This is a genomic window from Allosaccharopolyspora coralli, from assembly GCF_009664835.1.
GTDB classification, from domain to species: domain Bacteria; phylum Actinomycetota; class Actinomycetes; order Mycobacteriales; family Pseudonocardiaceae; genus Allosaccharopolyspora; species Allosaccharopolyspora coralli.
Window position 1 is genome coordinate 1,802,492 of record NZ_CP045929.1, and the last position, 26,277, is coordinate 1,828,768.

Annotated in this window: 22 protein-coding genes, 3 tRNA genes and 2 pseudogenes; 16 read left to right on the forward strand and 11 right to left on the reverse strand. The window is 67.3% G+C overall.

Annotated elements, in window-relative coordinates:
* Positions 1 to 9: 9 nt before the first annotated feature.
* A complete protein-coding gene (locus GIY23_RS08595; protein WP_323847503.1) occupies positions 10 to 501 on the reverse strand; it encodes a TIGR02611 family protein in 492 nt (163 codons plus the stop codon).
* 717 nt (positions 502 to 1,218) lie between these two features.
* Here GIY23_RS08595 and GIY23_RS08600 point away from each other — a divergent pair.
* The 4 genes from GIY23_RS08600 (at position 1,219) to GIY23_RS08615 (ending at position 2,092) form a co-directional block, all read left to right on the forward strand.
* Positions 1,219 to 1,644, forward strand: a complete 426-nt coding sequence (locus GIY23_RS08600; RefSeq protein WP_154076171.1) for an SsgA family sporulation/cell division regulator — start codon at positions 1,219 to 1,221, stop codon at positions 1,642 to 1,644.
* Between the two features lie 157 nt (positions 1,645 to 1,801).
* Positions 1,802 to 1,874: transfer RNA gene (locus GIY23_RS08605), tRNA-Gly, on the forward strand.
* A 70-nt stretch (positions 1,875 to 1,944) separates the two neighbouring features.
* Positions 1,945 to 2,016, forward strand: a tRNA-Cys gene (locus GIY23_RS08610).
* A gap of 1 nt (position 2,017) precedes the next feature.
* Positions 2,018 to 2,092: transfer RNA gene (locus tag GIY23_RS08615), tRNA-Val, on the forward strand.
* Between the two features lie 176 nt (positions 2,093 to 2,268).
* Here the strand turns inward: GIY23_RS08615 and GIY23_RS08620 are convergent.
* The 4 genes from GIY23_RS08620 to GIY23_RS22985 form a co-directional block, all read right to left on the reverse strand.
* On the reverse strand, positions 2,269 to 3,345 hold the full coding sequence (locus GIY23_RS08620; protein WP_154076172.1) for a tyrosine-type recombinase/integrase: 1,077 nt from the start codon (positions 3,343 to 3,345) through the stop codon (positions 2,269 to 2,271).
* A gap of 148 nt (positions 3,346 to 3,493) precedes the next feature.
* Complete coding sequence (locus GIY23_RS08625) at positions 3,494 to 3,751, reverse strand: helix-turn-helix domain-containing protein (protein ID WP_154076173.1); 258 nt, start codon at positions 3,749 to 3,751, stop codon at positions 3,494 to 3,496.
* Between the two features lie 66 nt (positions 3,752 to 3,817).
* Positions 3,818 to 4,702, reverse strand: coding sequence for a TRM11 family SAM-dependent methyltransferase (locus tag GIY23_RS08630; protein WP_154076174.1), 885 nt, complete (start codon positions 4,700 to 4,702; stop codon positions 3,818 to 3,820).
* Between the two features lie 44 nt (positions 4,703 to 4,746).
* Positions 4,747 to 5,658, reverse strand: a complete 912-nt coding sequence (locus tag GIY23_RS22985) for a hypothetical protein (protein WP_228717621.1) — start codon at positions 5,656 to 5,658, stop codon at positions 4,747 to 4,749.
* 505 nt (positions 5,659 to 6,163) lie between these two features.
* On the opposite strand from GIY23_RS22985, the gene GIY23_RS08640 reads away from it, so the two are divergent.
* Both GIY23_RS08640 and GIY23_RS08645 read left to right on the forward strand, forming a co-directional pair.
* Positions 6,164 to 7,045, forward strand: a complete 882-nt coding sequence (locus GIY23_RS08640) for a hypothetical protein (protein WP_154076175.1) — start codon at positions 6,164 to 6,166, stop codon at positions 7,043 to 7,045.
* A gap of 186 nt (positions 7,046 to 7,231) precedes the next feature.
* Entirely contained in the window at positions 7,232 to 7,510 is a 279-nt protein-coding gene (locus GIY23_RS08645; RefSeq protein WP_323847486.1) for a pilin, read from the forward strand.
* A 779-nt stretch (positions 7,511 to 8,289) separates the two neighbouring features.
* Here the strand turns inward: GIY23_RS08645 and GIY23_RS08650 are convergent.
* Positions 8,290 to 9,273 (reverse strand): GlxA family transcriptional regulator, encoded by a 984-nt coding sequence (locus GIY23_RS08650; protein ID WP_456061933.1) that lies wholly within the window; start codon positions 9,271 to 9,273, stop codon positions 8,290 to 8,292.
* Positions 9,274 to 9,338: 65 nt separating this feature from the next.
* Here GIY23_RS08650 and GIY23_RS08655 point away from each other — a divergent pair, with 65 nt between their 5' ends.
* Both GIY23_RS08655 and GIY23_RS08660 read left to right on the forward strand, forming a co-directional pair.
* Complete coding sequence (locus GIY23_RS08655) at positions 9,339 to 9,650, forward strand: putative quinol monooxygenase (RefSeq protein WP_154076176.1); 312 nt, start codon at positions 9,339 to 9,341, stop codon at positions 9,648 to 9,650.
* 828 nt (positions 9,651 to 10,478) lie between these two features.
* Positions 10,479 to 11,803 (forward strand): annotated as a pseudogene (locus GIY23_RS08660) (ISL3-like element ISPfr2 family transposase).
* 105 nt (positions 11,804 to 11,908) lie between these two features.
* Here the strand turns inward: GIY23_RS08660 and GIY23_RS08665 are convergent.
* A pseudogene (locus GIY23_RS08665) lies at positions 11,909 to 12,376 on the reverse strand (IS3 family transposase); the annotation flags it as partial.
* 46 nt (positions 12,377 to 12,422) lie between these two features.
* On the opposite strand from GIY23_RS08665, the gene GIY23_RS08670 reads away from it, so the two are divergent.
* A protein-coding gene (locus GIY23_RS08670) for an IS3 family transposase (protein ID WP_154075584.1) occupies positions 12,423 to 13,591 on the forward strand; the annotation gives its coding sequence in 2 pieces (ribosomal slippage) (positions 12,423 to 12,684 and positions 12,684 to 13,591; 1,170 coding nt in all).
* A gap of 46 nt (positions 13,592 to 13,637) precedes the next feature.
* Positions 13,638 to 15,257, forward strand: coding sequence for a Na+/H+ antiporter NhaA (locus GIY23_RS08675; protein ID WP_222850267.1), 1,620 nt, complete (start codon positions 13,638 to 13,640; stop codon positions 15,255 to 15,257).
* A 57-nt stretch (positions 15,258 to 15,314) separates the two neighbouring features.
* Here the strand turns inward: GIY23_RS08675 and GIY23_RS08680 are convergent, their stop codons facing one another.
* The 3 genes from GIY23_RS08680 to GIY23_RS08690 form a co-directional block, all read right to left on the reverse strand.
* Entirely contained in the window at positions 15,315 to 15,770 is a 456-nt protein-coding gene (locus GIY23_RS08680; protein ID WP_154076178.1) for a DUF4186 domain-containing protein, read from the reverse strand.
* Positions 15,767 to 16,780: a helix-turn-helix domain-containing protein gene (locus GIY23_RS08685; RefSeq protein ID WP_222850268.1), complete on the reverse strand. Its 1,014-nt coding sequence runs from the start codon at positions 16,778 to 16,780 to the stop codon at positions 15,767 to 15,769. Before GIY23_RS08685 ends, GIY23_RS08680 begins: the two co-directional genes overlap by 4 nt.
* A gap of 196 nt (positions 16,781 to 16,976) precedes the next feature.
* Positions 16,977 to 18,224, reverse strand: a complete 1,248-nt coding sequence (locus GIY23_RS08690) for an alcohol dehydrogenase catalytic domain-containing protein (protein ID WP_228717622.1) — start codon at positions 18,222 to 18,224, stop codon at positions 16,977 to 16,979.
* Positions 18,225 to 18,391: 167 nt separating this feature from the next.
* On the opposite strand from GIY23_RS08690, the gene GIY23_RS08695 reads away from it, so the two are divergent.
* From GIY23_RS08695 to GIY23_RS08700, 3 genes are all read left to right on the forward strand, one after another.
* Positions 18,392 to 20,467, forward strand: coding sequence for an excinuclease ABC subunit UvrA (locus GIY23_RS08695; protein ID WP_222850269.1), 2,076 nt, complete (start codon positions 18,392 to 18,394; stop codon positions 20,465 to 20,467).
* A complete protein-coding gene (locus GIY23_RS22800) occupies positions 20,464 to 21,072 on the forward strand; it encodes a hypothetical protein (protein WP_222850270.1) in 609 nt (202 codons plus the stop codon). Before GIY23_RS08695 ends, GIY23_RS22800 begins: the two co-directional genes overlap by 4 nt.
* Before the next feature lie 1,131 nt (positions 21,073 to 22,203).
* On the forward strand, positions 22,204 to 23,238 hold the full coding sequence (locus GIY23_RS08700; protein WP_154076179.1) for an alpha/beta hydrolase: 1,035 nt from the start codon (positions 22,204 to 22,206) through the stop codon (positions 23,236 to 23,238).
* Between the two features lie 536 nt (positions 23,239 to 23,774).
* Here GIY23_RS08700 and GIY23_RS08705 read toward each other — a convergent pair.
* The gene (locus GIY23_RS08705; RefSeq protein WP_154076180.1) at positions 23,775 to 24,890 is read right to left on the reverse strand and encodes a diaminopropionate ammonia-lyase; all 1,116 of its coding nucleotides are present in this window, start codon (positions 24,888 to 24,890) and stop codon (positions 23,775 to 23,777) included.
* 9 nt (positions 24,891 to 24,899) lie between these two features.
* Here GIY23_RS08705 and GIY23_RS08710 point away from each other — a divergent pair, with 9 nt between their 5' ends.
* The 3 genes from GIY23_RS08710 to crcB (GIY23_RS08720) all read left to right on the forward strand — a co-directional run bounded on the left by GIY23_RS08710 (position 24,900) and on the right by crcB (GIY23_RS08720) (position 26,256).
* A complete protein-coding gene (locus tag GIY23_RS08710) occupies positions 24,900 to 25,124 on the forward strand; it encodes a hypothetical protein (RefSeq protein ID WP_154076181.1) in 225 nt (74 codons plus the stop codon).
* Positions 25,125 to 25,414: 290 nt separating this feature from the next.
* Entirely contained in the window at positions 25,415 to 25,894 is a 480-nt protein-coding gene (crcB, locus tag GIY23_RS08715; protein WP_323847487.1) for a fluoride efflux transporter CrcB, read from the forward strand.
* The gene (gene crcB, locus GIY23_RS08720) at positions 25,891 to 26,256 is read left to right on the forward strand and encodes a fluoride efflux transporter CrcB (RefSeq protein ID WP_154076182.1); all 366 of its coding nucleotides are present in this window, start codon (positions 25,891 to 25,893) and stop codon (positions 26,254 to 26,256) included. The genes crcB (GIY23_RS08715) and crcB (GIY23_RS08720) overlap by 4 nt, the downstream gene beginning before the upstream one ends.
* Positions 26,257 to 26,277 lie beyond the last annotated feature (21 nt).

Below are 26,277 nucleotides of genomic sequence, written 5' to 3' on the forward strand. Positions count from 1 at the left end.
GCACGATGGTCAGCTATCGAACAGGGGGGAACTCAACCAGTCCCACTCGACGCCGACCCAGCTTCCGGCCATGGCGAACAGGCCGAGCAGCCAGAGCGTGGTGAGTACGACGGCGCAGGTGAGCCCCATGGTGGCGAGCTTGACCGCGACGTTTTGTCTGCCGAGCCACCGGGTCCAGGCGTGGTAGTAGCGCTTGGCCCGGGTGTTGAGGTTGTGCGCCCAGGAGAACTCGGTCGCGAGGATGCCGAGCCCGGCGAACACGACGAGCCACCCCGGCCCCGGATACGGGACCATGAGAAGACCGGCGAGAAGCACGATGGTGCCGAGCGTGCCGAGCGCGATGCGGTAGCTGGTGTTGAGCGTCGAGTTGACCCGGATCCTCTCGCGCCGTTCGTGCAGGCGTCCGCGCAGAGTTGACCACCGGCTGTGCGGCTCGGTGTCCGACTGCTCGGATCGCTCGCTGGTGTGTGTGGGCCCGGGCCCGGCTGCGTTGCTCAGGATCCACCTGCCTTGGGCTGGTCGCGTCGTCCGCGATCATCGCTGCACGCTCGCCGGGGTCTGACGAACGAGTGTCTGCCGCCAGGATACGGGCCACTCTCGGTTGTTCGTGCCTGCCGGACGAGGCGGCACCTACACCACCTCGAGTGTGACGTGAGTCATCTCGTGTGACGGAGGCTGCGGAGCGTCGTACCGAGTTCACGATCTTCGATCCTCGTCACAGTGTGATGAACACCCCGTGAACGGAAGGAATCGTGCGGGGGCCCGCGATGGACGTCTGTTTCGGTTGGTCCGTTTCGGGGAACGCTGGTGGCGAGTCTCTCATGCACCCGCGTCTGTGGGGCTCGGACGGCGGATTCGTCGCCTATTCTGGGTCGGCGTCCCGAGGCGAGTTCCGGACTCCTCGCGAAAAGGGTGGGAGCGGCGTCGGGGCGGATGCGGCGATGCCGTCCCGCGTTCGGCGACGGCGTCGTTGGCGGACTCGTCGACGGGTGAGTCCGAGCCGCGAGGTTTCGCTCGGTAGCGACCTGGTTGCCGGGCGTTTCCGGTGATCAGGTGGAAACTGAACACGCTGTGCAGCGCGCTGGTAGCCCTGTGAAGTAGTTCTGCCCCGTACGGGTGATGTATCCGCGAGTTGCGAGCGTTTTCGGTCCTGTAACCGTCACAACTGGGGTGCTCGGCCGATATACGGACCGGGAGGGAGCACGAGAGGCGAGGACTATGCGTAACGATCATGTGGCACTTCGTTCGACGGCGGTCTTCGATCTGCTGGCGCCGCAGACGCCTGCGGTGCCGGTGCAGGTGGAGCTGCGCTACGACACCCGCGACCCCTACGCGGTCGTGGCCGCCTTCCGCACCGGCCGGGCCGGCTGGGTCGAATGGGTGTTCGCGCGCGACCTGCTGGCCGACGGGCTGATCGCGCACGCGGGCGAGGGCGACGTCAGCATCCGGCCTGCGGTCGACGACCCCGAGGTCGTCGTGATCGAGCTGAGCTCGCCGTCCGGCCACGCGGTCTTCGAGGCCTCGGCGCAGGAGCTGGCCGACTTCCTCGACCGCACCTACGACGTCGTCGTGCCGGGCAACGAGAACCTGTGGGTCGACGTCGACGAGGCTCTGACGCGCCTGCTGCCGCACGACCTGTCCTGATCCCGTTCGGTCGGCGGTCGAAGGATGCGCCGGTCACCGTGACGGAGCCGGGGCCTGAGGCCCCGGTTCGAAAGTGATCAGGGACGTGGGCTAGAGTTCCTCTTGCAGCGCGGCACACGGACGGATTCCCTCCCGGTCACCGTGAGTCGGCATGCATGCGGATGTAGCGCAGCTGGTAGCGCATCACCTTGCCAAGGTGAGGGTCGCGGGTTCGAGTCCCGTCATCCGCTCTGGGACGCCATCAGGTTCGTACGCTGTCCACCCGGTGGTCACCCAGTTCCGGTGTGCCAGCCGGAATCCGGCGGAGTGGCCGAGTGGCTTAGGCAAGGGCCTGCAAAGCCCTGTACGCGGGTTCGATTCCCGCCTCCGCCTCGCGCGATTAGCTCAGTGGGAGAGCGCTACCTTGACACGGTAGAGGTCACTGGTTCAATCCCAGTATCGCGCACCAGTACTTTACGCAGGTCAGAGCCCCTGCCGGTGATCTTCATCGGTGGGGGTTTTCGTGTGTTTGGGAGGGGACTGGGAGGCGTTGATCATGGCTTACCGGATTGGGGCGAAATGTGGTCACGCTGCCGGTCATCAGCGGGGGTCGCGGCAACCGGGGTCATTTGTGATATACGCCACTTATTTTCTAGGGCTGTGATCATGGTGTCGATCATCAGCTGGGGTGACGTGGGTGTAGATGCCGCGAACGCCGCTCATTTCGTGACCGAGACGATCGTGCTGGAGCACTTCGTGGATGCGGTCTTCGGAGAGCCAGCTCTTCTGGGTGTGGCGTAGTCCGTGGAAGTCCAACCCGGGCTGGAGGGGCCGCCACCCCCGGGAGGCTTGACCGGCGACGGCTGGGCGCCAGATTCGACGGTTGAAGTTCGATCGGCGGAGAAGGCCGTCTCGTGCGCCGGTGAAGACGTGGTCGTGGAACTGTGTGGTGGCGTGTTCGCGGAGCAGTTCGGCCAGAAACGGTGGCAGGTGGACCGTGCGGGCGCTGGCGGGGGTCTTGGGTGGTCCGAGTTCGAGGTGGCCTGCGGTCTCGTGGAGTGCTCCGACGTTCGGGTCTACGACGATGGCGGCGTGTGGGGAGCGGTCGAGGTGGACGTTGCGCCATTGCAGTCCGGCTAGCTCGCCCCAGCGCAGGCCGGTGTACGCGGCAACGATGATCATCGTCCGGTAGGGGCCGCAGCGGTCGGCGATGGGCAGCAAGCGCGTCGGCGTGACGATCTCCCTGCGGTCAGATGGGGCGAGCTTGAGGCCGAGGCGACGGCAGGGGTTCTTGGTGATGAGGTCTTCCTCGGCGGCTTCGGCGAGGATCGTGGAGAAGAGCGAGATGATTCCGGCGACGGTCGCCTCTTTCAGGTCTCGGCGAAGCTTTTTGGACCACGTTTTTACCGTGATGCGCTTGATTGGCCCGATTTCGGTGGTGCCGAAGCGTGGTTCGATGTGGTTACGAATATAGGAGTCATACTTCGACCACGTGTTGCTGCTCACCTCGTGTGCCTCGCGCCAGATTTCGATCCATTCGTTGAGAGTGGTCTGTGCTTTTCGTGGGTCGGTGAAGGTGCCACGCTTGGATTCGTAATTGATGTCGTCGGCGCGGCTTCGCGCATCGGTGGGGTTGGTGTAGCCGCTGTCGGTTCCGATGGTTCCGTCTGGGCGCTGGTAGCGGACGCGCCAGCCCGCGCCGTGTTGTTCGATCCAGGCCATTGGTATTCCTCCAACATGTGTGGGGTCCGCCCGGTCGATCCGGGCGGACCCCATTGACGCTCTATATCGGCTAGAGCGGAACCGGTATGTTGTCATTGGCCGAAGAAACTTCGACCAATGCCGAATTGTTCGGTGATCCGGTTCTGATTTATCTCCGCTGGCGGCTCGGGAACGATATGCGGGCAAGCTGGACTATGTCGCGCAGATCCTTCTCGGAGAAACGCAAATGCTTCCCGAGGAGAGTGCACGGAATCGCGCGGGCCCCCGCTTTGCGGCGGAGCCAGGACTCTTTGACCGCTAGCTTTTCGGCGGCTTCAGTAGGGGTATAGATTTCAGGTAAAGCTGTGTCGTCGACTGAATCAGGTTCTAGCCTGTTGTGGTCGAATCGGGTGTTCTTGCTTGCCATGATGGGCCTCGCGATGCTTGCCGATAGTACTAGAGTGGGGTCCGAGTGCGCATTTCATGACGCAATTCAGTCTTGATTCGGCGTTCGGAAAATAATGACGTCTTCGTGGGCGATGAGGTGTAGCGGGAGTCCGGTGTCGCGTTGTTTGCGGATGAAGTCGCGTTGGAAGAAGCTGCCGCGGGCGATGAGTTCGGTGTCGGTGGCTCGCGCGAGGAGTGCGACGCAGCGTTCGGTGGGGATGAGTCCGGCTTGTTGTCCGCAGGTGAGGATTTGGGTGGGCAGGTCGATGAGTTCGGAGTGTTCTCGCCAGGGCCGCAGGGTGATGGCGATGTGTCCGCCGGGTTTCAGGAATGCGCGTAGGGCGGTGAGGATGCGGGTGAATCCGGCGAGGAGTCGGTGGTGGCCGATGTTGGCGAGGTTGCCGCGGTCGAGGGTATTGCCGTAGCGGTGGTGGAACTTCTGGACGGTCTTGTTCGGTTTGGTGATGACTTGGCCGTGGACGGAGGGGCCGTAGGGCGGGCTGGTGACGGCGAGTGCGGCTTGGCCGGCGTACTCGACCGGCAGCAACGTCCGGAGTTGGCGGGCGTCTCCGGAGTAGACCTCGCCGAGGTGGGGGACGCCGTCGTCGGCGGCGAGGGCAACGTTGTCGCGGGCGACTTGGACCCAGTGGGGTTCGTATTCGACTCCGAGGGCTCGGCGTCCGGCGTGGAGGGCTTCGACGAGGGTGGTGCCGATGCCGCACATCGGGTCGATCACGAGGTCGCCGGGTTGGGTGTAGTGGGCGATGGCGTGGGCGGCCACGGCCGGGAGCATCTTCGCGGGGTGGCTGGTCGATTCAGGGGTGTAGCGGTGTTGGCGTTGGGAGGCGGGCGCGGACTGGGCCGTGGCCCACACCGACACCCCCGAGGATGAAGTGCTGCAGGTGGTGTCGGGGTGCTGGGGTTCGGGCATGGCGGGGGCCTTCCTGTCGTCGGGCTCGGCGCGTGGGTGCGGGGTCACGGGTGTGTGCCGTTCGCGTGGTCGGTGGGTTGGGCGAACACGAGCAGGTCGCAGTGGATCCGCCGGTGCGGTGCCACCCACCTGGCCCGGGGTGCTGTGGCGGTGTCGGTCGAGGTGGGTTCCGGCGGGGTGAGGGGGTGGCGGTGCAGGGGTGTGTGGAGGACGACGAGGTGCTGGAGGTAGAGCAGGTCGGCGTTCTGCCCGGCCGCCACAATCGAGCCGGTCGGGTCGACCAGCACCCCGTCGTGTTGGTGACTGTGGGTGAGTACGGCGAGGGTGTCGCCGGTGCGGAGGCGGCGTGCTGCGTGCAGGGCGACGAGATCGGTCACCGCGTCCCCGGAAGCCCGGGGATCGAGGCTCGTGATGATCAGCTCAAGATCCGCATCGGACTCGTCGGTAGCCAGGTCGCGCCCCGCATCCGCGTGGTCTGGGGTGAGGGCGGTGTGGTGGGCGTCGGGGGTGATGAGCCCGTCCCAGAACGGCCGCGACACCGCTCCCGCCGAAGCCGGGCCGGGGTTGGGGGCTGGGTCGAAGATGGCGACGCGGCCGGTTCGGTCGATCGCGGCCAGGGCGTCGTCGGCCTGCTCGTCGAGTTCGGGGGTGTGCTCGGCGGCGTTCGTGCGGGGCCAGGGCAGCAGGCCGACTCGGGCGCCGGGTTCGGTGAACGCGGTGGTGATCTGCCGGATGAGCGCGGGTGGCCAGGCCAGTGCCGGGTCGATGGGGGCGGTGGGTGCCCACACCGAGCTGGGGATCGCTGCGGCGGCCTTGCCGCGGGGGCTGTGTTCCCGGCGTCGCCGGGTGGCGGCGGGCCGGGCGTGGTGCGGGCGGGTGCGGTCCGGGGCGCCGGGGTACGGGCGGGGGTCGGAACCGCGCGGAGGCCGGTTGCCGGGGGTGTGGGGTCGAGGCATCGCAGGAGCCCTTTCTCGGGTCGGGTGATTGCCTGGGTTGCTGTGGCACCCCTGAACTCCGAAGAAACGCCCCCGATGGAACACGGTCACGCCGACTTTTTGGTTTTTCTTCCGATGCCCCGCTTTGAGTGAGGACGGCCCGGATGCGTTGTGTCCTCCGGATGCCGGTGTCCGGGGGTTGGGCATGGGCAGGTTTCCAAGATTCTTCACGAGAACTTGGAAAAATCTTGGTGAGCCGCTCGTGCGCGAGCGTGCGAGATTCGGTAAGGCGCCCGCGCGGAACCAGTAATGTCACTAACAACGCAGCGCATGCCGAGTACCGACGATCACCGGTGATCCAGCGCGTCAGAGGGCTGAGGGAGCGCGGTGTGATCTTGATACCTGGTGCGGTACTTGATCGGTACTAGTTCGGTAGGAGGCCGGTACTAGTTTAGTGAGAGTTCGGTACCACCTCATGTGGCCTTCTTGCGGGGCACCGCTCGTCCCATTCCCGCAGGAGGCCGCGATGAACGGCGACCACGTTGATCCCAGTTCGGATTACTTCGAGACAGGCGCGCTCGATACCGCCCGCAGCGCATTCGGTTTCCTGGTGTCCGGGCCGTATCCGCTGTGCCTGGATGGCCGAATGTTTCCGGGGTTGCCGTCCCGGTGGTTGCGGCTGGATGAGGTACGGGAGGCGGTGCTGCACCGCCGCTGTCCGCAGCAGGTGCGTGATCGGGTGTGGGCGCACTTGGTGGTGCGGTCGCGGGCCGAGGGCGGGGCGTGGACGGTGGCGTGCGCCGGAGTCGCATTGCCCGCGCTGACCACGATCGCCGCGCGCTTGTCGGCCCGCTTCGCCGCCGACCCCGCGGATCTGCATTCGGCGGTGCTGGCCGGGTTCCTCGCTGAGCTCGCGGAGATCGACCTGGACGCGCCGCGGATCATGAACCGCCTTCGCTGGGCCGCGTTCCGCGCCGGGCACGCGGCTCTGCGCGACGCCCTCGACACCCCGACGCCCGCCACCGGACGCCCCGCCCTCACCACTGGCCTGGCGGGTGCCGTCGAGGTGCAGAAGGGTCATCCGGACCTGGTACTGGCCCGCGCGGTCGCCGACGGTGCCCTCACTCCCGACGAGGCAGACTTGATCGCGGCCACCCGGCTCGACGGTCGCCCGTTGACCGAGCTGGCCGCCGAGCGTGCCCGTTCGTATCCGGCACTCAAACAGCAACGCCGCCGCGCCGAACACCGCCTCGCCGCTCACCTCAACCAGCCCCGTGACTACACCGCTCCCTGCATCGCCGAAACCGCCCAGCGGTCACACACGGTGACTTCGATTGAGGGTGGTTCGCCTTCGCTGACGCCATGCCCGCAGCCGCTGTGCGGACCGGCGTCGGGAGCCCAGGGATGACCCCGCCTCCCCGTTCTCGCCGCACGTCCTGCTTCCACCCCGCTCGCCATCGGAGGTGCCCTCATGCCCAACACCACCTCGCTGCACCCCTCGCCCCGACGCCGTCGAGTCCGCTGTCGCCCTGCTCGCCTGGATGCCCGGAGGGGGCTGTTCCTGGTTGTCCTGGTGCTCTGCGGGGTGCTGGCGGTGTCATGTCCGGCTCAGGCGGAGACCACGCACGTGGTCGCGCTGGTGGGTTCGCTGGAGGAGGTGCTGAACAACATCCGGGCGTGGGTCATGGGCATTCTCGCGCTGGTCGCGACGGTGTTCCTCACGATCGGCGGGGTCCGGTACCTGTTGGCCAACGGTGATCCCGGTGAGGTGGAGAAGGCCAAGAGCGCCTTCCGCAACGCCGCCTTCGGGTACCTGCTGGCCGCGTTGGCGCCGGTGGTTGTGGACATCCTGCGCGGCCTGGTCGGAGCCTGATGATGCGCGCTCCGACACCCTGCGCCGCCCGCCTGGCCCTCGTACTGCTGCTGATCGCACTCGGCTTCGTTGGCGGCCCCGTCGCCTCAGCGCAACCGCCCGTTCCCACGCCTGCCCAGGCGCCTGCGGATCCACCGGTACCGCTGCCACCGCGTCCCGATGCGTGTGGGCCGGGCACGGCGCTGCCGGTGTGCGAATTCCCGGCGCCACCGAGCAGGCCACCCCCGCCCCCGGAACCGACCACTCCAGAGCCGGTCGAGGCCGACCAGGAGTGCGGTTTCACCAACATTCCCGGTTGCGTTTCCGGTGCGATCGAAGCGTTTTTCAAGGATTTGGTCACCCCGGGGCTGAATGAGCTGCTGGGATTGTTGGCGGACTCGTTGCTGGCTCTTCCCAGATGAGGGTGTAGGTCGGCCGGGCGCGTCGGTCCGCAGATAGACGTCGAGGTCTCCCGACGATGGAGGTTCCTACGCCATCCATCCGAAAGACCTCGACGTGTCCGACGCTACCCCGCCGGCCGGGTTCGGCCGCCCTGACCTGACCGCCTTCGCGGCTCATCCCAATCGACCCTGATCGGGTCTGCTGATCCCCTCGACGAGAACGCAGCGACATCACAGCCACCCAACCCCGACCGTCCGGGAAGCCGGGGCACGTCACATGGCCTGTGCTGCGGGCGTGTCGAGTGGGTCGTCCAGGGGCGACGCAGGAGCGTCGACGCGACGTGCTGAGAGGTGGTTCCAACCGAGCGCTAGGACACCGGCTACAGGCATGGCGATAGGTCAGGAACGGCGTCGCTCCCTGCGCAGGAGGGAGCGCAGAGTCTCGGCGTTCGCGTAGCCGACCCGTCGCGCGATCTCGGCGGAGGTGAGGTCCGTGGTTGCTGAGAGGTGCCGAGCTCGTTCGATGCGAAGCCGTTGGACGAAGCCGAGCGGAGTGAGGTTGAGCGCCGCACGGACTCGTCGTTCGAGGGTGCGCCGGCTGGTGCCGAGCGACTGCGCGGCGAAGGCGACGTTGAACGGTTCGTCCAGGCGGGCGCGCACGAAGCGTTCGAACTCGACGACGATCGGGTCCTCGTGCCGGAGATGTTCGTAGGCGACGAAGGCCGCCTGCGACGGGCGCTCGTCGATGATGAGGAGCTTGGCGACATGTTGGGCCAGGTCGGGGCTGATCGATCGCACGAGTGAGAGCGCGAGGTCGATGTGGGCGAAGGCGGCGCCGGCGGTGACGAGGTTCCCGTCGACCACGACCATGGTGTCGAGATCGAGGGCGACGGTCGGATAGCGCTTCAGGAACTCCGGCCCCAGGAACCAGCTGGTCGTCGCCCGCCGATGATGCATCCGTCCGGTCTCGGCGACGGCGAACACGCCGGTGCACGCCGCGGCGATCCGGGTGGTCGCGTCGTCGAGGCGCCCGAGTGAGGCGATGACCGAACGAGCATCTCGGCTCTGGAGGGCGTCGTGGGTCGCGGCGGCCGTGAGGGTTCCAAGCGCAGGGACGACGACCACGTCGAACTCTCCGGACTCCGACAGCGGGTGGTCCACCGACAGGGTCATCGATGCCGTCGTGGTCACTCGCCGTTTCGGTCCGAGGATGGCGAGTTCGATCGGGTCGATCCGCGGGTCGACATCGCCGCGGGCTCCGTCGGCCACCCGCACGATGTCGATGACCGACGCGACCGCCGAACCGAAGCAGCCGTCGATCGCGATCAGTCCGATACGCATGGCGCGAACAATAGCAATACAGCCGTATACGCCACTCCCCACCGGCCCTCGCTCGTCATACGCTGAACTCGCCCCACGAAGAACCCCGACTTCAAGGAGAACCCCTCATGTCCACACCCGCATCACTTCCGTATGCCTTCGTCGCCAAGATCGTCGCGGCTGATGGACAGCACGACGCGCTCGCCGATCTGCTCGCCGGCGCTGTCGCACTCGCCAACGAAGAAGTAGGAACGATTGTCTGGTTCGCGGCTAGGACCCACGCCGACACCTTCTGGATCTTCGATGCATTCCCCGACGAGGCCGCTCGCGACGCCCACGCCAACGGCGCCATCGTCGCAGCCCTGATGGCCAACCAGCACCTCCTCGGCGCAGCACCCGAGATCCTGCCGGCCGACGTCCTCGCGTCCAAGCTCCCGTAGTCCGCCAACGCACGAGACGATCGCGCCCCGCCGAGCCGTCGGACCCGACCGCCTCGACACCCGCACCACGTTGACGATCCCCGACGGGCCGATCACGAGGAGGCCAGGCAACACCAGGCGCAAGCCTGGAGCGGCACTGTTTCACCGGTGGTCATCGAGAGAGCCAGCGCGGTTCCATGGCAGCGCAACTGTGTCAACTTGCCCTCCGTCCCGCGAGGCGCCGTGGGCGGGTCGTGGTTGCGATCCGTTGCCGTGACGGGAGACGCGTTGCGCGTCGCAGCGATGACGGGTCGTTGGCGTTCCGGGGCGTTGCGTTCGTGCGCGCCGCGCGTGCGGCATGGAGCATCTCGCTGCGCACACAACGATCGCTGCGCCGACGCACCGTTGACACCTCGCACGTCCAGGTCGCGACACAACGCCACGCTGCGTTGCCGAGCGGAGCGAGGCATATCGGCACACGGACAGGATGCCGGCCGCGAGCGCTCAGCCGGCGAGGGGTCCGTCGCAGAGGAGAGCGACGTCGGTGTCGGGCAGAGCCGTGAGGCCAGCGCATCGCGCGACCACCAGAACCGAACCGCCCCTGCCCTGCGTTTGCGCAGGTCAGGGGCTGTTCGCCGGAGCCGCCTGTCGGAATCGAACCGACGACCTAATCACGTCGGCTTTGCGTCTATCGCTTGATGCGCCCACTGGGCGAACGAGCCGCTGACCTGCGCAAACGGGCTCTTCCCAGATGAGGGTGTAGGTCGGCCGGGCGCGTCGGTCCGCAGATAGACGTCGAGGTCTCCCGACGATGGAGGTTCCTACGCCATCCATCCGAAAGACCTCGACGTGTCCGACGCTACCCCGCCGGCCGGCTTCGGCCGCCCTGACCTGACCGCCTTCGCTCGACTCGACGGCCTCGGTCTGAGCGTGACCGGGCAACGACTTGAACCGGATCGTGCGGTCCTCGCGTGCCGCGTGGTGGAACCAGATCAGTGGTGCCGACGGTGCGGCAGCGAAGGCGCTGCTCGTGACACCGTGATCCGGCGGTTGGCCCACGAGCCGCTGGGCTGGCGACCGACCGTGCTGGAAGTTGTAGTGCGCCGCTACCGCTGTGCCGACTGCGGACACGTGTGGCGCCAAGACACCAGCGCCGCGGCGGAGCCACGCGCGAAGCTCTCGCGCACCGGGTTGCGGTGGGCGCTGGAAGGGATCGTGGTCGCACACCTCACCGTCGCCCGTGTCGCCGAGGGACTCGGGGTCGCGTGGGACACCGCCAACAACGCGGTCCTGGCCGAAGGCAATCGGCTGCTGATCAACGACCCCACGCGGTTCGAGGGCGTGAAGGTCATTGGCGTCGATGAGCACGTCTGGCGCCACACCAGGCGTGGCGACAAGTACGTCACCGTGATCATCGACCTCACCCCGGTCCGCGATGGCGCCGGCCCAGCAAGGCTGCTGGACATGGTCGAGGGCCGGTCGAAGGCGGCGTTCAAGACCTGGCTCGCCGACCGCGACGACGCCTTCCGTGACGCGGTCGAGGTGGTCGCGATGGACGGCTTCACCGGGTTCAAGACCGCCGCTGCGGAGGAGATCCCGGACGCGGTCACGGTGATGGATCCCTTCCACGTCGTGCGCCTGGCCGGTGACGCCCTCGACAGGTGCCGGCGCCGGGTCCAACTCGCGATCCACGGGCACCGTGGGTTCAGGGACGACCCGCTCTACAAGTCGCGGCGCACGCTGCACACCGGCGCGGACCTGCTCACCGACAAGCAGAGCGACAGGCTACGCGCGCTGTTCGTTGATGACGCTCACGTCGAGGTCGAGGCGACCTGGGGTGTCTACCAGCGCATGATCGCCGCCTATCGCCACGAGGACCGGCAACGTGGCCGCGAGCTCATGGAGAAGCTGATCACCGACCTCAGCGCCGGCGTCCCCAAGGTGCTCACCGAGCTCACCACCCTGGGGCGGACCTGAAGAAGCGAGCCGCCGACGTGCTCGCCTACTTCGAACGACCCGGCACCAGCAACGGGCCGACCGAGGCGCTCAACGGACGGCTCGAACACCTGCGCGGCTCCGCACTCGGGTTCCGCAACCTGACCAACTACATCGCCCGAAGCCTGCTCGAGACCGGCGGCTTCAGACCCCAACTCCTACACCCCCGATTGGGATGAGCCACGTTGATGGGCCTGGACGCGCTTCACAGGGTGTTGTACTTGCCGGCTTTTACGCCATCGGGGGCTGCCCAGGGTTTGGTTGACACTCGGGGTTGAGTGTTTTCAGGCCGCGTGTGCGGCGGTATAGATGGTCTCAAACTCGACTGGGGTGAGTTTGCCGAGACGGCGTTGTCGCCGCCGGCGGTGGTATTTGGTCTCGATCCAGGACACGATCGCCAGCCGAAGTTCCTCTCTGGTTTGCCAGCGTTTTGTGTCGAGAATGTTCTTTTGCAGCAAGGAAAAGAAGGATTCCATGGCCGCGTTGTCGCCGCAGGCGCCGACCCGGCCCATGGATCCGGTCAGCCCGTTTCGGCGCAGCAGACGCCGGTAGCTCGTCGACCGGAACTGGCTGCCTCTGTCCGAGTGCACGATCACGCCCTCCGGATTGCGCAGGGCGATGGCGTTGCGCAAGGCCGCCACAGCCAGCGACGAGCGCATCCGCGGGCTGATCGAGTAACCGACGATACGGTTAAAGTAGCAGTCCTTGACCGCGCACAGATACAGCTTGCCCTCGGCCGTGGCATGTGAGGTGTATCAAGGATCTTGGACAGGGCCTCTCGACTGAGAGGATGCGTCCGTGCCGGAGAAGCGTCGGAAGTTCAGCCCGCAGTTCAAGGCCGAGGCGGTGCAGCTGGTAGTGAGCACCGGTCGGCCGGTGGTTGAGGTGGCCCGGGAGTTGCAGATCAACGAGGGGACCTTGGGCAACTGGGTCAACACCTGGCGGCGGGAGAACCCGGAACCCGAGCCCGAGATGAGTCCCGTGGAGCGTGCGCGGTTGAGCGAGTTGGAAGCCGAAGTGCAGCGGCTGCGGATGGAAAACGAGTTCCTGAAAAAAGCAGCGGCCTTCTTCGCCCGGACGCAGGACTGAGTCAGCGCTGCGCGCTGATCGAGGCGGAGAAGGCCAACTACAGCATTTCCTGGATGTGTCGCATGCTTGGCGTGGCTCGGTCGTCGTTCTACGCCTGGCGCCACCGCGCCGAGACCCCGACGACCGCCCGGCGGCGGGAGCTTGCCGGACACGTGCGCCGCGTGTTCGACCAGTCCCGCCGGACGTACGGGTGCCGCCGGGTCGCCGCCCAGCTGGCCCGGGACGGCATCGAGGCCAGCGTGGGCCTGGTCGCGGACCTGATGCGCGAGCAGGGTTTGGCCGCGGTGCAACCCCGCGCGTACAAGACCACCACCGTGCCCGGTGAGCAGCCGGTGACCAGCCCGGATCTCCTCGGGCGGGACTTCACCGCCGGCACGCCCGGAACGCGGCTGGTCGGCGACATCACCTACCTGCCCACCAGCGAGGGGTGGCTGTATCTGGCCACGGTCATCGACCTGGCCACCCGCATGGTCGTCGGCTGGGCCATGGCCGCCCACATGCGCACCAGCCTGGTCATCGACGCGCTGGCCATGGCCCGCACCCACGGGCACCTCACCGCCGGGGCGGTGTTCCACTCCGACCGCGGAGCCCAGTACACCTCGAAGGAGTTTTCCCGCTACTGCAAGAAAATCCGCGTCACCACCAGCCTCGGTGGCACCGGAGTCTGCTGGGACAACGCCGCCGCCGAATCGTTCTTCGCGAGCCTGAAAAACGAGTGCTACCACCTGCACCGACACACCACCCGCGCCCGCGCACGATTCGCCGTAGCCGACTACATCGAAGTCTTCTACAACCGCCAACGACTACACAGCAGCCTCGGCTACCGCACCCCCACCGAGGCCCTACACGACCACCACCCGGCCGCAGCAGCGGCCTGACCACAACAAACCAGAGGAACTGTCCAAGATCATTGACACAGCCCACGTGTTCTTCTTCGTCGTTGGGCTCGAGGTGCGTCAGGAGTTCGCCCACGGGGCGCTGAGGGACACCAGCCGTGCCCGTCTCGCCGTGATCGCCGGGGTCGCGAGTGTGGCTCTCCCCGCGCTGGTGTACGTCCTCGTCGTCGGTGCGGCCGGTGCCGAGGGCATCGAAGGCTGGGGAGCTGTGGTCGGCACCGACACCGCGTTCATGCTGGGCGCGCTCGCGATCGTCGGCCCTCGCCTGTCCGGTCAGCTGCGCGTCTTCCTCCTTACCCTGACGGTGGTCGACGACTTCCTCGCGGTGTCGATCATCGGCATCTTCTACAGCGAGGAGATCCGCATCGTCCCGCTGCTGGTCGCCCTCGCGTGCCTTCTCGCGCTGTGGCTGCTCGGACGCTCCCGCCAATGGAGCGCGGCTCCGTACGTGCTGATTGTCCTCGGGCTATGGCTGGCCACGCTCTCCTCAGGCGTCCACGCATCGCTCGCGGGGATGATCGCTGGCCTCCTCATCCCCGCGTACCCGACGCGGCGGCACAAGGTGGTCGCCGCCCGGCAGCTGTTCCGCGACTTCTGGCAATCGCCGAGCGCGTCTTCGGCCCGTGCCGTCGGCCGGGGGCTGTCTCGGGGCGTCTCGGTCAATGAGCGCCTGCACGAGTACCTCCGGCTGCCCACCGCGCTGCTGGCTGTGCCGATCTTCGCCCTGGCCAACGCAGGGGTGGACCTGCGGGGCGGGCTGCTCGTCGACTCGCTCGGCTCGCCGGTCACGTGGGGCGTCGTCGCGGGGCTCGTGCTCGGCAAGCTCTTGGGGATCGGGCTCGCGACGCTTTTGGCCGTCCGACTGGGTGCGGGGCGCCTGCCGGAAGGCGTCGGGATGGGCAGCGTGTTCGGGGGCGCGGCGCTGTCGGGCATTGGTTTCACCGTGTCACTGCTGATCATCGGGCTCGCCTTCGGCACCACCTCCGACCTCGGCCGTCAGGCGACTCTCGGCGTGTTCGTTGCTATGGTGCTCGCTTGCGTGCTGGGGTGGGCGATCTTCAAGGTCGCCGCCCGCAGGTGGGGCGAGGAGACCGCGGATCTGCCGATGACGCTGGAGCCGCCGGTGGATCCGGAGGTCGACCACATCCGCGGCCCGGAGGACGCCCAGCTCACGCTCGTGGAGTTCGTGGACTTCGAGTGCCCGTTCTGCGCGCACGCCACCGGCTCTTGGGAGGATCTGCACGAGCGCTTCGGCGACGACCTGCGCTACGTGGTGCGCCATCTTCCGCATCACCCGCACGGGCCGATCGCCGCCAGGGCGGCCGAGGCGGCGGCGAATCAAGGCATGTTCTGGCCGTGGCTCGACTTCGTGTTCACCCGCCAGCACGCCCTGGAGCGCGACAACCTCGTCGACTACGCCGTCGAGCTCGGCCTCGACGTCGAGACATTCACCGAGGACCTCGACAGCGCGGAGGTCGCCAAGCGAGTCGAGCGAGACGCCGCGAGCGCGGCGGACAGCGGCGCGCACGCCACTCCGACCTTCTTCGTGGAGGGCTGCCGCCTGCTGGGCAGCTACGACGCGCGCACCCTGACGGCGATGCTGGAGTCCAGCCGCCGTGGCACCCGCACCCAGGAGATCCCGGCCTGAGCGCCGGACGAGAGGGGACGACCTGCGCACCGCAGGTGGTCCCCTCACCGAAGGCTCTCAGAACAGGGTCGGAGGCGGTGGCGGGGCACGAGTCGAGCCCGCCTGACTCTCGAGCTCGATCCACCTGCAGATGACGTGGACGACGTATTCCCGCTCACGCTCGCTGAGCTCGTGCCCCCGGATGATCTCGTGGTTGATCTGCAAGCACTTCCTGCAGCAGGTCGCGGTGGCGTGCTGGGCGCGGAAGACGGGGTGTCCGCCCCAGGGGGTCTGTCTGCCGTCCTTCTGCGGGTGCGCCGGGGCGAGCCGCGCGTCGATGAGCTCCTTCGCGTGCCGAGCGATGGTCTCCGGTCCGCGCGACGCGGCATAGGCGAGCTCGGGAGGGCGCAGGTGGAACTTCGCGCGGAAGGGGATCCGGGCGATGCGCGCCAGCCGAGCGTCCAGCCGGTCCTGGTCAATGGCCGTGCCGACATGCTCCGAAGCGTCGCCGGGATCGTGCGCACCCTCGGTCATGAGCCAGGTTCCGAGGCGGCCTGGGCCGGCGTCCCTTCCAAAGCGGCGATCTCCCGGTACTCGCCTGGGGTCATCCCGGCCGTCGTGCGGAAGGCCCGGTAGAACTGCACGGGGCCGGAGAAGCCCAGCTCGAGCGCGATCGAGGAGATCGGCTTGTCCGGCTGCGCGCGGAGCATCACCCGCGCTCGCTCGAGTCGCAGCGAGCGCAGCTGGCCCATGACGGACTCCCCAGTCCCCTCGAAGAGGCGGAACAGGGTGCGCCGGGAGAGGTGTAGGCCGACGGCGATGCCCTGGGAGTCCAGATCGGGGTCGGCCAGGTGCGCGCGCATGTAGGCCAGCACCTGGCTGCGCCGTGCCGCATCGGGTGCGTCGGCGTGGGGGCGCGGAGGCGAGAGGAGGCCGATGAGCGATGCCCCCAGCGCGGGTGCCTGGGGCTCGAGGCGGTGCGCGCCGTGGGGGTCGCTGGCCTGGGTCCGCGCGAGGTTCACGAAGAATGCCGCCACTGAGCCCATCGCCCCGTCGCAGTCGAATGTCTTCGCGAGCAGGTAGTCGCTGCGGCTGACTCCGGCACGCGCGAATGCTTCGTCTGCGGGGAGCTCGAGGACGGCCTGCTCGTAGTACTCCTTGGTGCGCAGCGTGAAGGGGGTTGCGCTGTCGTAGATCACCAGAGAGCCGGGGGTTGCGAGCGCCGCGCGTCCGGCCTGCTCGACGAGCAGGTTCCCGCGGAGCTGGAACAGGAAGTACAGGTATTCCTGGTCATCGTGGCTCTGCGCGATGTCGCTCCTCGAGCGCTTGACCTCCTCGGCTCGAGCCCGTTTGGTGGATAGGCGGAAGTCGGTGTATTGCCCCAGACCGATCTCGCCGCCGAATCCGGTGTCGACGGGGTCGGTCCTGACCGAGACGTACGCCTCTCGCCGGGCCTGACGCCAGTAGTCGATCTCGTCGCCCCGTGGGGCACGCCCCGTCGAGAAGGACGTCAGGCGCGGCAGCGAGGTGGTCTCCTGTCCCATGATTACGCCCCTGCTTGCTGGTCTGCGCCGTGGCTCGCGCCCGCCCACCGCGTCCATCGCCAGCGTACGACGTGGGGCCCAATCCAGCTCGGCCGCCAGCACGTCTGTGAGGGGACCCGGGGGGCGCAGAGGTCCGGCCCGCGACGCCGCTCAGGCGGCGGTCGCGGGCCGGAGTATCGGTGTGAAGGGCCTGGGATCAGGCGGGAACGAGGCTGTGGGGGTCGATGATGAATTTGTCCGAGACGCCCGTGTCGAAGGTCGCGTAGGCGTCGGGGGTCTCGTCGAGGCTGATGATCTTGGTGTTGAGCATGTCGCTGAGGTAGGGCATGCGGTCCCACAGGATGGCCATCATCAGCTCGCGGTTGTAGTGCATGATCGGGGCCTGTCCGGCGGAGATCCTCGGCGACTTGATCCACGCCTTGCCGAAGTCGATCGGGAAGGTGCCCTCCTGCTCGGCCTTCGACTTCGCCAGCGGGTCAGGGCCGTAGACGCCGATGACTCCAGTGGCTCCGCCCGGGCGCGTGGCATCGATCACCTGGTTGAGGGCGTAGGCCGGGTTCATGTCCTCGGCTTCCCGGCCGATCCCGTGGGCTTCCAGGCCGACGTAGTCGACTGCGCAGTCGACCATGGGCTCGCCGAGGATGGCCTCGATCTGGTCGGTCAGCGGCACGTCCTGGCTGAGGTCGATGGTCTCGCAGCCGTTGTTCTTCATCAGGTCCAGACGGTCCTGGTAGTAGTCGCCGACAATGATGCAGGAGGCCCCCAGCAGGCGGGCCGCCGCTGCCCCGCAGCGACCGACCGGGCCCGCGCCGGCGATGTACACGGTCGATCCCGGCTTGGCCCCGGCCTCCATGAGCCCGTGGAACGCGGTGGGCAGGATGTCCGAAAGCAGCGCGAGGTCACGGATCTTCTCCATGGCCTGGTCCCGATCGGGGAAGCGCAGCAGCTGGAAGTCGGCGTAGGGGACAAACAGGTACTCGGCCTGGCCCCCGGTCCAGTCGCCCAGGTTGAACCCGTAGGCACCACAGGCTACCGCCGGGTTGACGTTCTCATTCTCGCAAATCTCGGTGTGGCGGGCTTTGCAGTTGCGGCATCGTCCGCAGGCGACGTTGAACGGAACCGAAACGAGGTCGCCGACCTTCACGCGCTCCACGTCCGTTCCGACTTCGATGACCTCGCCGGTCATTTCGTGTCCCATCACCATGCCCTGCGGCACTGGGAAGGACCCGCGGTAGATGTGCAGATCGCTGCCGCAGATGTTGGTGGCGACGATCCTGAGGATGACCCCGTGCGGGGCGCTCTTGCCGTTCGGCATCTCGAGCTTCGGGAAGGCGAGGGACTCGACGCGCATGTCCCTCGCGTTCTCGAACACGACGGCGCGGTTGTTGTCTGCCATGACGATCTCCTCTGGAGCGGATGGAAATCCCAGTCGCCCGAGCGCCATCCCGGCTGCTGGTGGCGTTGCGACCTCGGCTGTCTCTCAAGGTAGGCACGCAGGCATCTGCGTCTCTATTGCAATGCGTGCCACTACGGTCGCATGGCGTGCCGCCTCTCGCCCCGCCACGTCCATGACCGAGTGCTCTGCCGCCCCGTGCGATTAGCCTCAACACCATGTCCGAAGCAGCAGTCCCAGTGCCCTCCGGGATTCCGATCGTGCAGCCCGACGTGCGGGTGAGCGGCGCTCGCGAGCACAACCTGAAGGACGTGGACCTGACGGTGCCCCGCGACGCGACGGTGGTGTTCACCGGCGTGTCTGGGTCGGGTAAGTCCTCGCTGGCGTTCGGCACCCTGTACGCCGAGTCGCAGCGGCGCTACCTCGAGTCCGTCGCACCCTACGCCCGCCGGCTGATCGACCAGGCCGGCGTCCCTGACGTCGACTCGATCACGGGCATGCCGCCGGCCGTGGCCCTGCAGCAGCAGCGGGGAGGGCGCACCGCCCGGTCCTCGGTGGGCAGCATCACCACGCTCTCGTCCCTTGTGCGCATGCTCTACTCGCGCGCTGGCGATTACCCGGACGACCAGCCGATGCTCTACGCCGAGGATTTCTCGGCCAACACCGTCCAGGGCGCGTGTCAGCGGTGCCACGGAATCGGGCAGGTGTACGAGGTCACCGAGCAGAAGATGGTGCCGGACCCCTCCCTCACCATCCGCGAACGGGCGATCGCCTCGTGGCCGACGGCCTGGCACGGTCACCAGCTGCGCGACGTCCTCGTCGCGCTCGGATACGACGTCGACGTCCCCTGGCGGAAACTGCGCAAGAAAGACCGCGACTGGATCCTCTACACCGAGGAGACCCCCGTCGTCCCCGTCCATTCGACACTCACGCTCTCCGAGGCTCGCGCTGCGATCGAGGCGGGAGAGGAGTACAGCTACCAGGGCACGTTCGTGGGTGCGCGGCGCTACGTGCTCGACACCTTCGCCAACACCAAGAGCGCCTCGATGAAACGCCGCGTGGCCCAGTTCCTCGACGTGGCGCGCTGCCCGTCATGCCACGGCAAACGGCTGAAGCCCGAAGCCCTGACCGTGACCTTCGAGGGGCTCGACATCGCCGAGTTCTCGCAGTTGCCGATGCGGGAGCTGCTCTCACTGCTGGACGGGGTAGTCGCGGATACCGCCTCCGGCAATACGGGGACGGGCACTTCCGGCGAAGTCCTGGACGCGGCCTCGCGGCGCGAGGCCGTCGAGCAGAGAGTGGCGGCCGGCGGTTCCGCGCACTCGGCCGCCCCCGATGTGCGCCGCACTCCGAACCAGTCGGCGGAGAAGCGGGCCGCGGCGGCGCGGGTGGGCGCTGAGCTTATCGACCGCCTGCGCCCGATCATCGACCTCGGCCTGGGCTACCTGTCCCTGCATCGGACCACACCCACTCTCTCCGGTGGCGAGCTTCAACGCCTGCGGCTGGCCACGCAGCTGACCTCGGAGCTGTTCGGTGTCGTCTACGTGCTCGACGAGCCTTCGGCGGGCCTGCACCCGCAGGACGTGACCGCATTGCTCGGGATCCTCGACGGACTCAAGGGCCGTGGAAACAGCCTTTTCGTGGTCGAGCACTCGGTGGAAGTGATGCGCCACGCCGACTGGCTGGTCGACATCGGGCCGGATGCGGGCGAGCGCGGCGGCCGCATCGTCTACAGCGGGCCGACCCAAGGCCTCGCCCAGGTCGAAGAATCCGTGACGCGGGGCTACCTCTTCGGCGGGAGCGGACTGCCTCCGCACGTCCCTCGTGACCCTGTCGGTTGGCTCGAGATGAAGGGTGTCACCCGCAACAACCTGCAGGACGTGTCCGTGTCGATCCCCATGGGCGTGCTCTCCGCCGTGACGGGTGTGTCCGGATCGGGCAAGTCCAGCCTGGTCAGCCAGGCGCTGCCCGCGCTGCTCAGCCAGTGCTTGGGGCGCACCGTGCCCGTCGACGAGGCTCCCGAGGACGACGAGCTGCTACTGGCGGATTCCCCCAACCGGCTCGAGGGCACCCTGACGGGAGACCTGACCGGCGTGCGCCGCGTCGTCAGCATTGACAGCCCATTGGCCGCACGCCGCGCTCGAACGTGGCCACCTACACAGGCCTGTTCGACCGTGTGCGCAGCCGCTTCGCGCAGACTCCCGAGGCGCGTGCCCGCGGCTACAAGCCCGGCCGGTTCTCCTTCAACGTCACTGGCGGCCGCTGCCCGACCTGCGAGGGTGAGGGGTCGGTGATGGTCGAGTTGCTCTTCTTGCCGTCGGTCTACACCGAGTGCCCGGACTGCCAAGGCACCCGCTACAAGGACAGCACACTGCACATCACCTGGCGCGACAAGAACATCGCCGAGATCCTCGCGATGAGCGTCGAGGAAGCTCAGGCGTTCTTTGCCGGCGAGGAGGAGATCATGCGGTCCCTTACGGCCCTGATCGACGTCGGGCTGGGCTACCTGCGGCTCGGGCAGCCCGCCACCGAGCTCTCCGGCGGGGAGGCGCAGCGCGTCAAGCTCGCCAGTGAGCTGCAGCGCGCCCAGCGCGGCGACACCCTCTACGTGCTCGACGAGCCGACCTCGGGCCTGCATTGCGCCGACGCTGACCGCCTGGTCACGCATCTGCAGATCCTCGTAGCGGCGGGCAACACCGTTGTGATGGTAGAGCTGGACATGCGCGCCGTCGCCGCGGCCGACCACGTCATCGACCTCGGGCCAGGCGCGGGGGAGGACGGCGGCACCGTCGTCGCCTCTGGCAACCCGCAGGAGGTCGCCAAGGCAGGCGTTGGGGCGTCGGCGAAAGACCTCGGCCTTGCGCTGAAGGAGTCTGCGGCACTGGAGCGCTCCGCCTGACGGACCGCGCCATGCGCTCGAGCTGGGAAGGGATACTACGCGGCTCGTACCGTCGGGAGCGAGAGCTAAGGGCAAGCCGCGTACAAGGTGCGGCAAGGTGACCATCCTCCACGTTGGCCAAGATCGAATGGCGATTTCCTGGCGACGGGAACGCGCGGTAACGCGTCGCGTCTCATCGGAACGAGGAGGAACAAGGGCCGCTGACCTGCGGTGGGATGTGAAACCCCTGGTTACCAGGGGAAACTCACTACTCTCTTTTTGGCAATCGACGCCGCGGGTGCCTTGGCGCAGGTGGAGGGTGGCGGGATCGTCCTCGTCGCAAGACGCCTGCGGTGAACTGGAGTATCGGCACGCGGTGCTCTACGACGCGGCCCGTGACGGGTTCTGGCGGGCATGGCCCCGAACGGGTGCGCGCCCAAGGTCGGGGGAGGCGGGCCCTGGCCTCGCGTTTGCGGCTGAAGGTGCCCGCGGAGCGGGCGCGGCCGCCCAGGTCCCAGTAGTAGGCGGTGTAGCGAGCGTGGCCTTGCCGGTTGACGCGCTGCTTGCAGTAGCCCATAGCTTCTCCTCGGAGTCCGTGTTTGAGGACTCTCACTCCATCGGCTTCCAGCGTGCGGTGCAGAACCACGCAGCTCAGATTCCCGTCGCCGAGGCCGCAGGTTGATCAGTTGACGGCGCTGGGGGTCTCGTTCAGGGGATGTTCGGTGTTGCGTTCCCAGTTCTGGGGTGTTGACCCCAGGACTGCCCAGACTTCGGTTGACAAAGTGAAGCCTGGGTCAAGGTGTCATCCAACCCCTGGGCAGCCCCACCCGAGGTAGAGAACCCATCGGAATCGCACGTCACACCCGGGGTGTTCTGGGCGCGGCGTGTGGTCGGGTTACCCGAACCCGGCGCGGCGTTCGCTTGTGAGGCGTCGAGAACTCGCGATTTTCTCGCGAAATCATCGGCTGCACCCACGATCTGAAGGTAGTCATCGCGGCCAGCGGCTACCCGGGTACGGCGCGCCCCGAGACGGGCCCGGCGGGTATTTGAAAGCAAGAGGAAAGCCGCCGCGTGCATGGTCATCGGGGGAATGGCGCGAGCGGGCCGTCGCGGACTCATTCGCGTTTTGAACCGGTGAAAGGGAGCGTGACGATGAGAAACCGGCACCGCAAGAGGCTGGCAATCGCGACAGCGGCCGTACTGGCACTATCCACCAACGGCACTTCGTCCGCTGTGCAGGCTTCTGGCACGGACTCCGCAACCAACCCGGGCATCACGGCCGAGCAGCCGAGGATGCTGCTCGTACATGGTTACGGCAGCGCTAAGGACGGCAAAGACTGCAACAACAGCACCTGGGCCGATGCCCTGACGTACTACCAGTCCGCGGGCGGCCGGTCCCGCGAATCGATGGTGACGATCGGCTACTACAAGGGCAATACCGGCCAAGTGGGCGGGCAGAACAAGTGCGACTTCGTGATCGGGAACAAGAACGCGGACAACAGCACTTCGATCCGGGACATAGCCAGGGATCTCGCCAACTACATCCACGACAACTACAGCCCGGGTAATCCCGTCGACATCGTGGCGCATTCGATGGGAGGGCTGATCACGCGTGTCGCGGTGCTCGGCACTTACGAGCACTGGGAGGGGTTTCCGGAGAGCGTGTTCGTACAGGACATCGTGACACTCGGCACGCCGCACCAGGGCGTGCGAGGTGGGTGCCCGGAAGACAGTTGGGCCTCGGACGGTGATCCGTGCAGGCAGTGGAACCAAATGGTGCCCAGCGACGCCGGCGGCTCGGGGTTCATCGACAAGCTGCACGAGTCCGAGCCCGGTGCTGGTGACCGCGGCCTTGACGACGCGTGGGCATCTGGCATCGACTGGAGCTTGGTCGGCTCGGAGGAGGATCCCACGGTGTCCTACCGCTCGGCGATCGATCAGGGCTACTTCGCCAACCAGAAGTACGGCTACGACGAAGACCGCAACAACAACGGGAGCCAGGACTGCTGGTCACCGGAGGAAGTGGACCACCAAACGATCCGAGAGCTCGCCGGATCCGGAGGCTTCTGCCTGCGCTACTGGCACGACGGTAGCGACGGAGGTCCCTACACCACCGACAACGGGTGGTCTCCGCTGAAAACGGCCTTTAAGGCCGCTACCCACGATGGAGACGACTTGCCGAGATGACCTCACAGAAGGGGGGATGCCGCCGGTGGGCTCCCCCTTGGGTGTGGACACCCTGATTCTGGGTCCTGTGGGTCCTGTGGGTCCTGTGGGTCCTGTGGAGGAAGTGTCCTTGGTGGCACGGAAGTCGAAGTTTCGCGAGGAGTTCAAGCGGGACGCGGTGGCGATTCGGAGAACCTTGAGTCGATGGGCTCGTTGATCACTGAGGAGTAGGAACTGGGGGCCGAGCTTGCCGGACGGGCTGCGCGCGAGTTGTGCGCCCTGAAGCGATCTCCATTGTCGTGGGAGCAGAAATCTGGGAGGATTTTGGGAGGATAGATGTGCGTCGAACTGCACTCAACCGGATATGAGCGGTCGCAACAGCGTTGTTTCCACCTGCGGATTCTCGATTTTCGCAGGTCGGGCGGCTGCGGCTGTCTACCTTGACACGGTAGAGGTCGCTGGTTCAATCCCAGCATCGCGCACCAGTTGTCAGTGCACAGACCCCTGCAAGTGATTCTCACCGGCAGGGGTCTTGCTGCGGCGGGCGGCGCGCCGAATCATGCGTCCCGGTGTCCTTCGGTGCTGAGCAGCGCGACGGTCGACGTGTTGTCCAGTCCCAGCGTCGCACGGATCTGTTCCGCCTCATCGCTGAAGAGTGTGCGTACTGCTGCGAGCGCGGCTGCTCCGCACGGACCCGACGACACTCCGAGGCCGGCCAAATCTGTGACCGCAGCACGGGATTCACCGTCGGTGACCGTCATAGCGGCGTCCAGACCGTGGCGCAGGTACGGCCATGCGAGTGTCGACGGTGTTCCACAGTTCAGCCCGGCCATGATCGTGGCGCCGGTGCCGACGCTGGTGATCTCGGAGCGGGACAGGCTGTGCTGCACGCAGGCCGCGGTGTCCGGTTCTACGCCGATCAGCGCCGTCGGGATGCCGGTTCGGTTCTGACTTCGGTAGTGAGTGACGGCGGCTTGCGCCAGTGAACCGACGCCGACGGGCACGGCCAGTGCGTTCGGCCCGGTTTCGTCGACGGAGGCCAACTGAACGTCGATCTCCGCGAACAGCGTGGAGTAGCCGTCGACGATCCACTGTGGTGTCGTCTCGTAGCCGGGCCAGGACGTGTCTTGCACCAGCACCGCATCCGGTCTCGCGGCGTCCGCGGCAGCGTGCCGAACGGTTTCGTCGTAGTCCGCTTCCAGAACGGTGACGGAGGCACCTTCGTCGCGAATGGCATGTACGGCGGGCGCGTCCACGACTGCGGGGACGAAGATCTTCGCAGGAAGGCCGATCAACCGAGCCATTCTGGCGAGCGCGCGACCGTGGTTGCCGTCTGTCGCGGTGACCAACTCGAAGGAGCCCTCGGAGGCAACGCGGTGACGGAGTGCGTCGATGGTCGGAGGCGTGACCGCCCCACCCGTCCGTTCGGATACGACGCGGTAGATCGCGTAAAAGACGCCCAGCGCCTTGAACGCGGGGAGTCCCAGCCGCGTCGACTTGTCCTTGACGAACAGCCGTCGCACGCCGAGCTGATCGGCGACTCCGGGAAGCTCAACCAACGGCGTGGGGGACGAATCCGGCAGCCGTGCGTGAAAGGTCAGGACGTCTCCCGGTGGGGGAGGGCAACCCCAGAATCTGGCCGAGGAATTGACGTACGCACCGGCGGGCTGCATGACTCCACCGTGGCATCCGTTCGCCCGTTGAACGACGCGGGCATCGTCACCTGCCGGCCCGAGATCGCGACGTTCACCGATGAAGAAGGCGTTCGCTTCCGGACCGAGATGCTCGGCAGCGCCGTCACGGCCGGACGGCTCGCCAGCCGTACGAGTACTCGCCCCCGAGTGCCTTGCGCGCACGGCATCGACGTTCTCCCCAGCACCGTCCGCAGGCTGTCCGGCGAGCGCTGAGTCCGAACGGACTTCGTGCCAGCGGGTGCTGGTGTGCGTGTTCCGGAGGGCGGCAGTGGCGTTGCGAGCGCTCGACCGAACCAGGAGCAGCAACTCACGGTCCTGCGAAAGTGTCGTGCGCGTCGACGACGCCGGTGACGGGCGGGGCCACCGCGGTGGCGGCGGCCCGACCGCTACGCTGGAATCGCGGTGGAGGGGCTCGCCGTCCCGACAGGGGAGAACCGCGGCATCGATGCCGCCAACGGTCCCTACTTGGCCATGGTCGTAGCGGGCTCAAGTAGGAGGTATCGGTGATCAGGACGAGCCGCTCGGCGGGCGCGGTCGACCGCAGCGCCGCAGTCCGGCGACGCGTGGGCACCGGGACCGACGGTGCGGTCGTGATCGTCGTCGCCCTCGGTGGCGGTCTCGGCGCACTGGCGCGTTACGGGCTGTGGCACGTGCTGCCCCCACCTCCCGGCCACTTCCCGTTGGCCACGTTCACGGCCAACGTGCTCGGCTGTGTGCTCATCGGTGTGCTCATGGTCCTGATCACCGAAGTGTGGTCGGCGCACCGGCTGGTGCGTCCGTTCCTGGGGGTCGGAATCCTCGGCGGTTTCACCACGTTCTCGACCTACGCCGTCGAGTTCCACGAACTGCTGCGCTCCGGACTCGTGCTCGGCGCCGTCGGCTATCTGACGGTGACGCTGCTGTGCGCACTGGTCGCCGTGATCCTGGGTGTGTGGGGGACCCGCCTGGGTGCGAACCTCGTTCGGAAGAGCGAAGCGTCGTGACCGCGGTGCTGGTCTTTCTCGGCGCCGGGGCGGGCGCCGCGTTGCGGTATCTGACCGACCGGGTCGTACAGAGACGCCACTGCGGAGTTTTCCCCTGGGGCACACTCGCGGTCAACGTCGTCGGTTCCGCGCTCCTCGGAACCATTCTCGGTGCCGGGCACCTCATTCCGCCCGCCGTGACGGCGCTCGCGGGCATCGGGTTCTCCGGCGCCCTGACCACCTACAGCACGTTCAGCTACGAAACGTTCCGCCTGATCGAGGATCGCGCGTACTCCCTGGCTGTCCGGAACATCTTCGGGAGCGTGCTCGGTACCTGCGTAGCCGCCCTCGTCGCCTACACCGCGACGAGTGCCGTGGTGTAGGCGACGAGGGCACCGTGGCGC

Bases quoted from the DNA above. Each gene is read 5' to 3' on its own strand.
- GIY23_RS08680 (WP_154076178.1), bottom strand. From the start codon at position 15,770: ATGACCGAGGGTGCGCACGATCCCGGCGACGCTTCGGAGCATGTCGGC.
- GIY23_RS22985 (WP_228717621.1), bottom strand. From the start codon at position 5,658: ATGCCTCGACCCCACACCCCCGGCAACCGGCCTCCGCGCGGTTCCGAC.
- GIY23_RS08700 (WP_154076179.1), top strand. From the start codon at position 22,204: ATGAGAAACCGGCACCGCAAGAGGCTGGCAATCGCGACAGCGGCCGTA.
- GIY23_RS08620 (WP_154076172.1), bottom strand. From the start codon at position 3,345: ATGGCCTGGATCGAACAACACGGCGCGGGCTGGCGCGTCCGCTACCAG.
- GIY23_RS08655 (WP_154076176.1), top strand. From the start codon at position 9,339: ATGTCCACACCCGCATCACTTCCGTATGCCTTCGTCGCCAAGATCGTC.
- GIY23_RS08695 (WP_222850269.1), top strand. From the start codon at position 18,392: ATGTCCGAAGCAGCAGTCCCAGTGCCCTCCGGGATTCCGATCGTGCAG.
- GIY23_RS08640 (WP_154076175.1), top strand. From the start codon at position 6,164: ATGAACGGCGACCACGTTGATCCCAGTTCGGATTACTTCGAGACAGGC.
- GIY23_RS08705 (WP_154076180.1), bottom strand. From the start codon at position 24,890: ATGCAGCCCGCCGGTGCGTACGTCAATTCCTCGGCCAGATTCTGGGGT.
- GIY23_RS08690 (WP_228717622.1), bottom strand. From the start codon at position 18,224: ATGGCGCTCGGGCGACTGGGATTTCCATCCGCTCCAGAGGAGATCGTC.
- GIY23_RS08625 (WP_154076173.1), bottom strand. From the start codon at position 3,751: ATGGCAAGCAAGAACACCCGATTCGACCACAACAGGCTAGAACCTGAT.
- GIY23_RS08600 (WP_154076171.1), top strand. From the start codon at position 1,219: ATGCGTAACGATCATGTGGCACTTCGTTCGACGGCGGTCTTCGATCTG.
- GIY23_RS08685 (WP_222850268.1), bottom strand. From the start codon at position 16,780: ATGGGACAGGAGACCACCTCGCTGCCGCGCCTGACGTCCTTCTCGACG.
- GIY23_RS08630 (WP_154076174.1), bottom strand. From the start codon at position 4,702: ATGCCCGAACCCCAGCACCCCGACACCACCTGCAGCACTTCATCCTCG.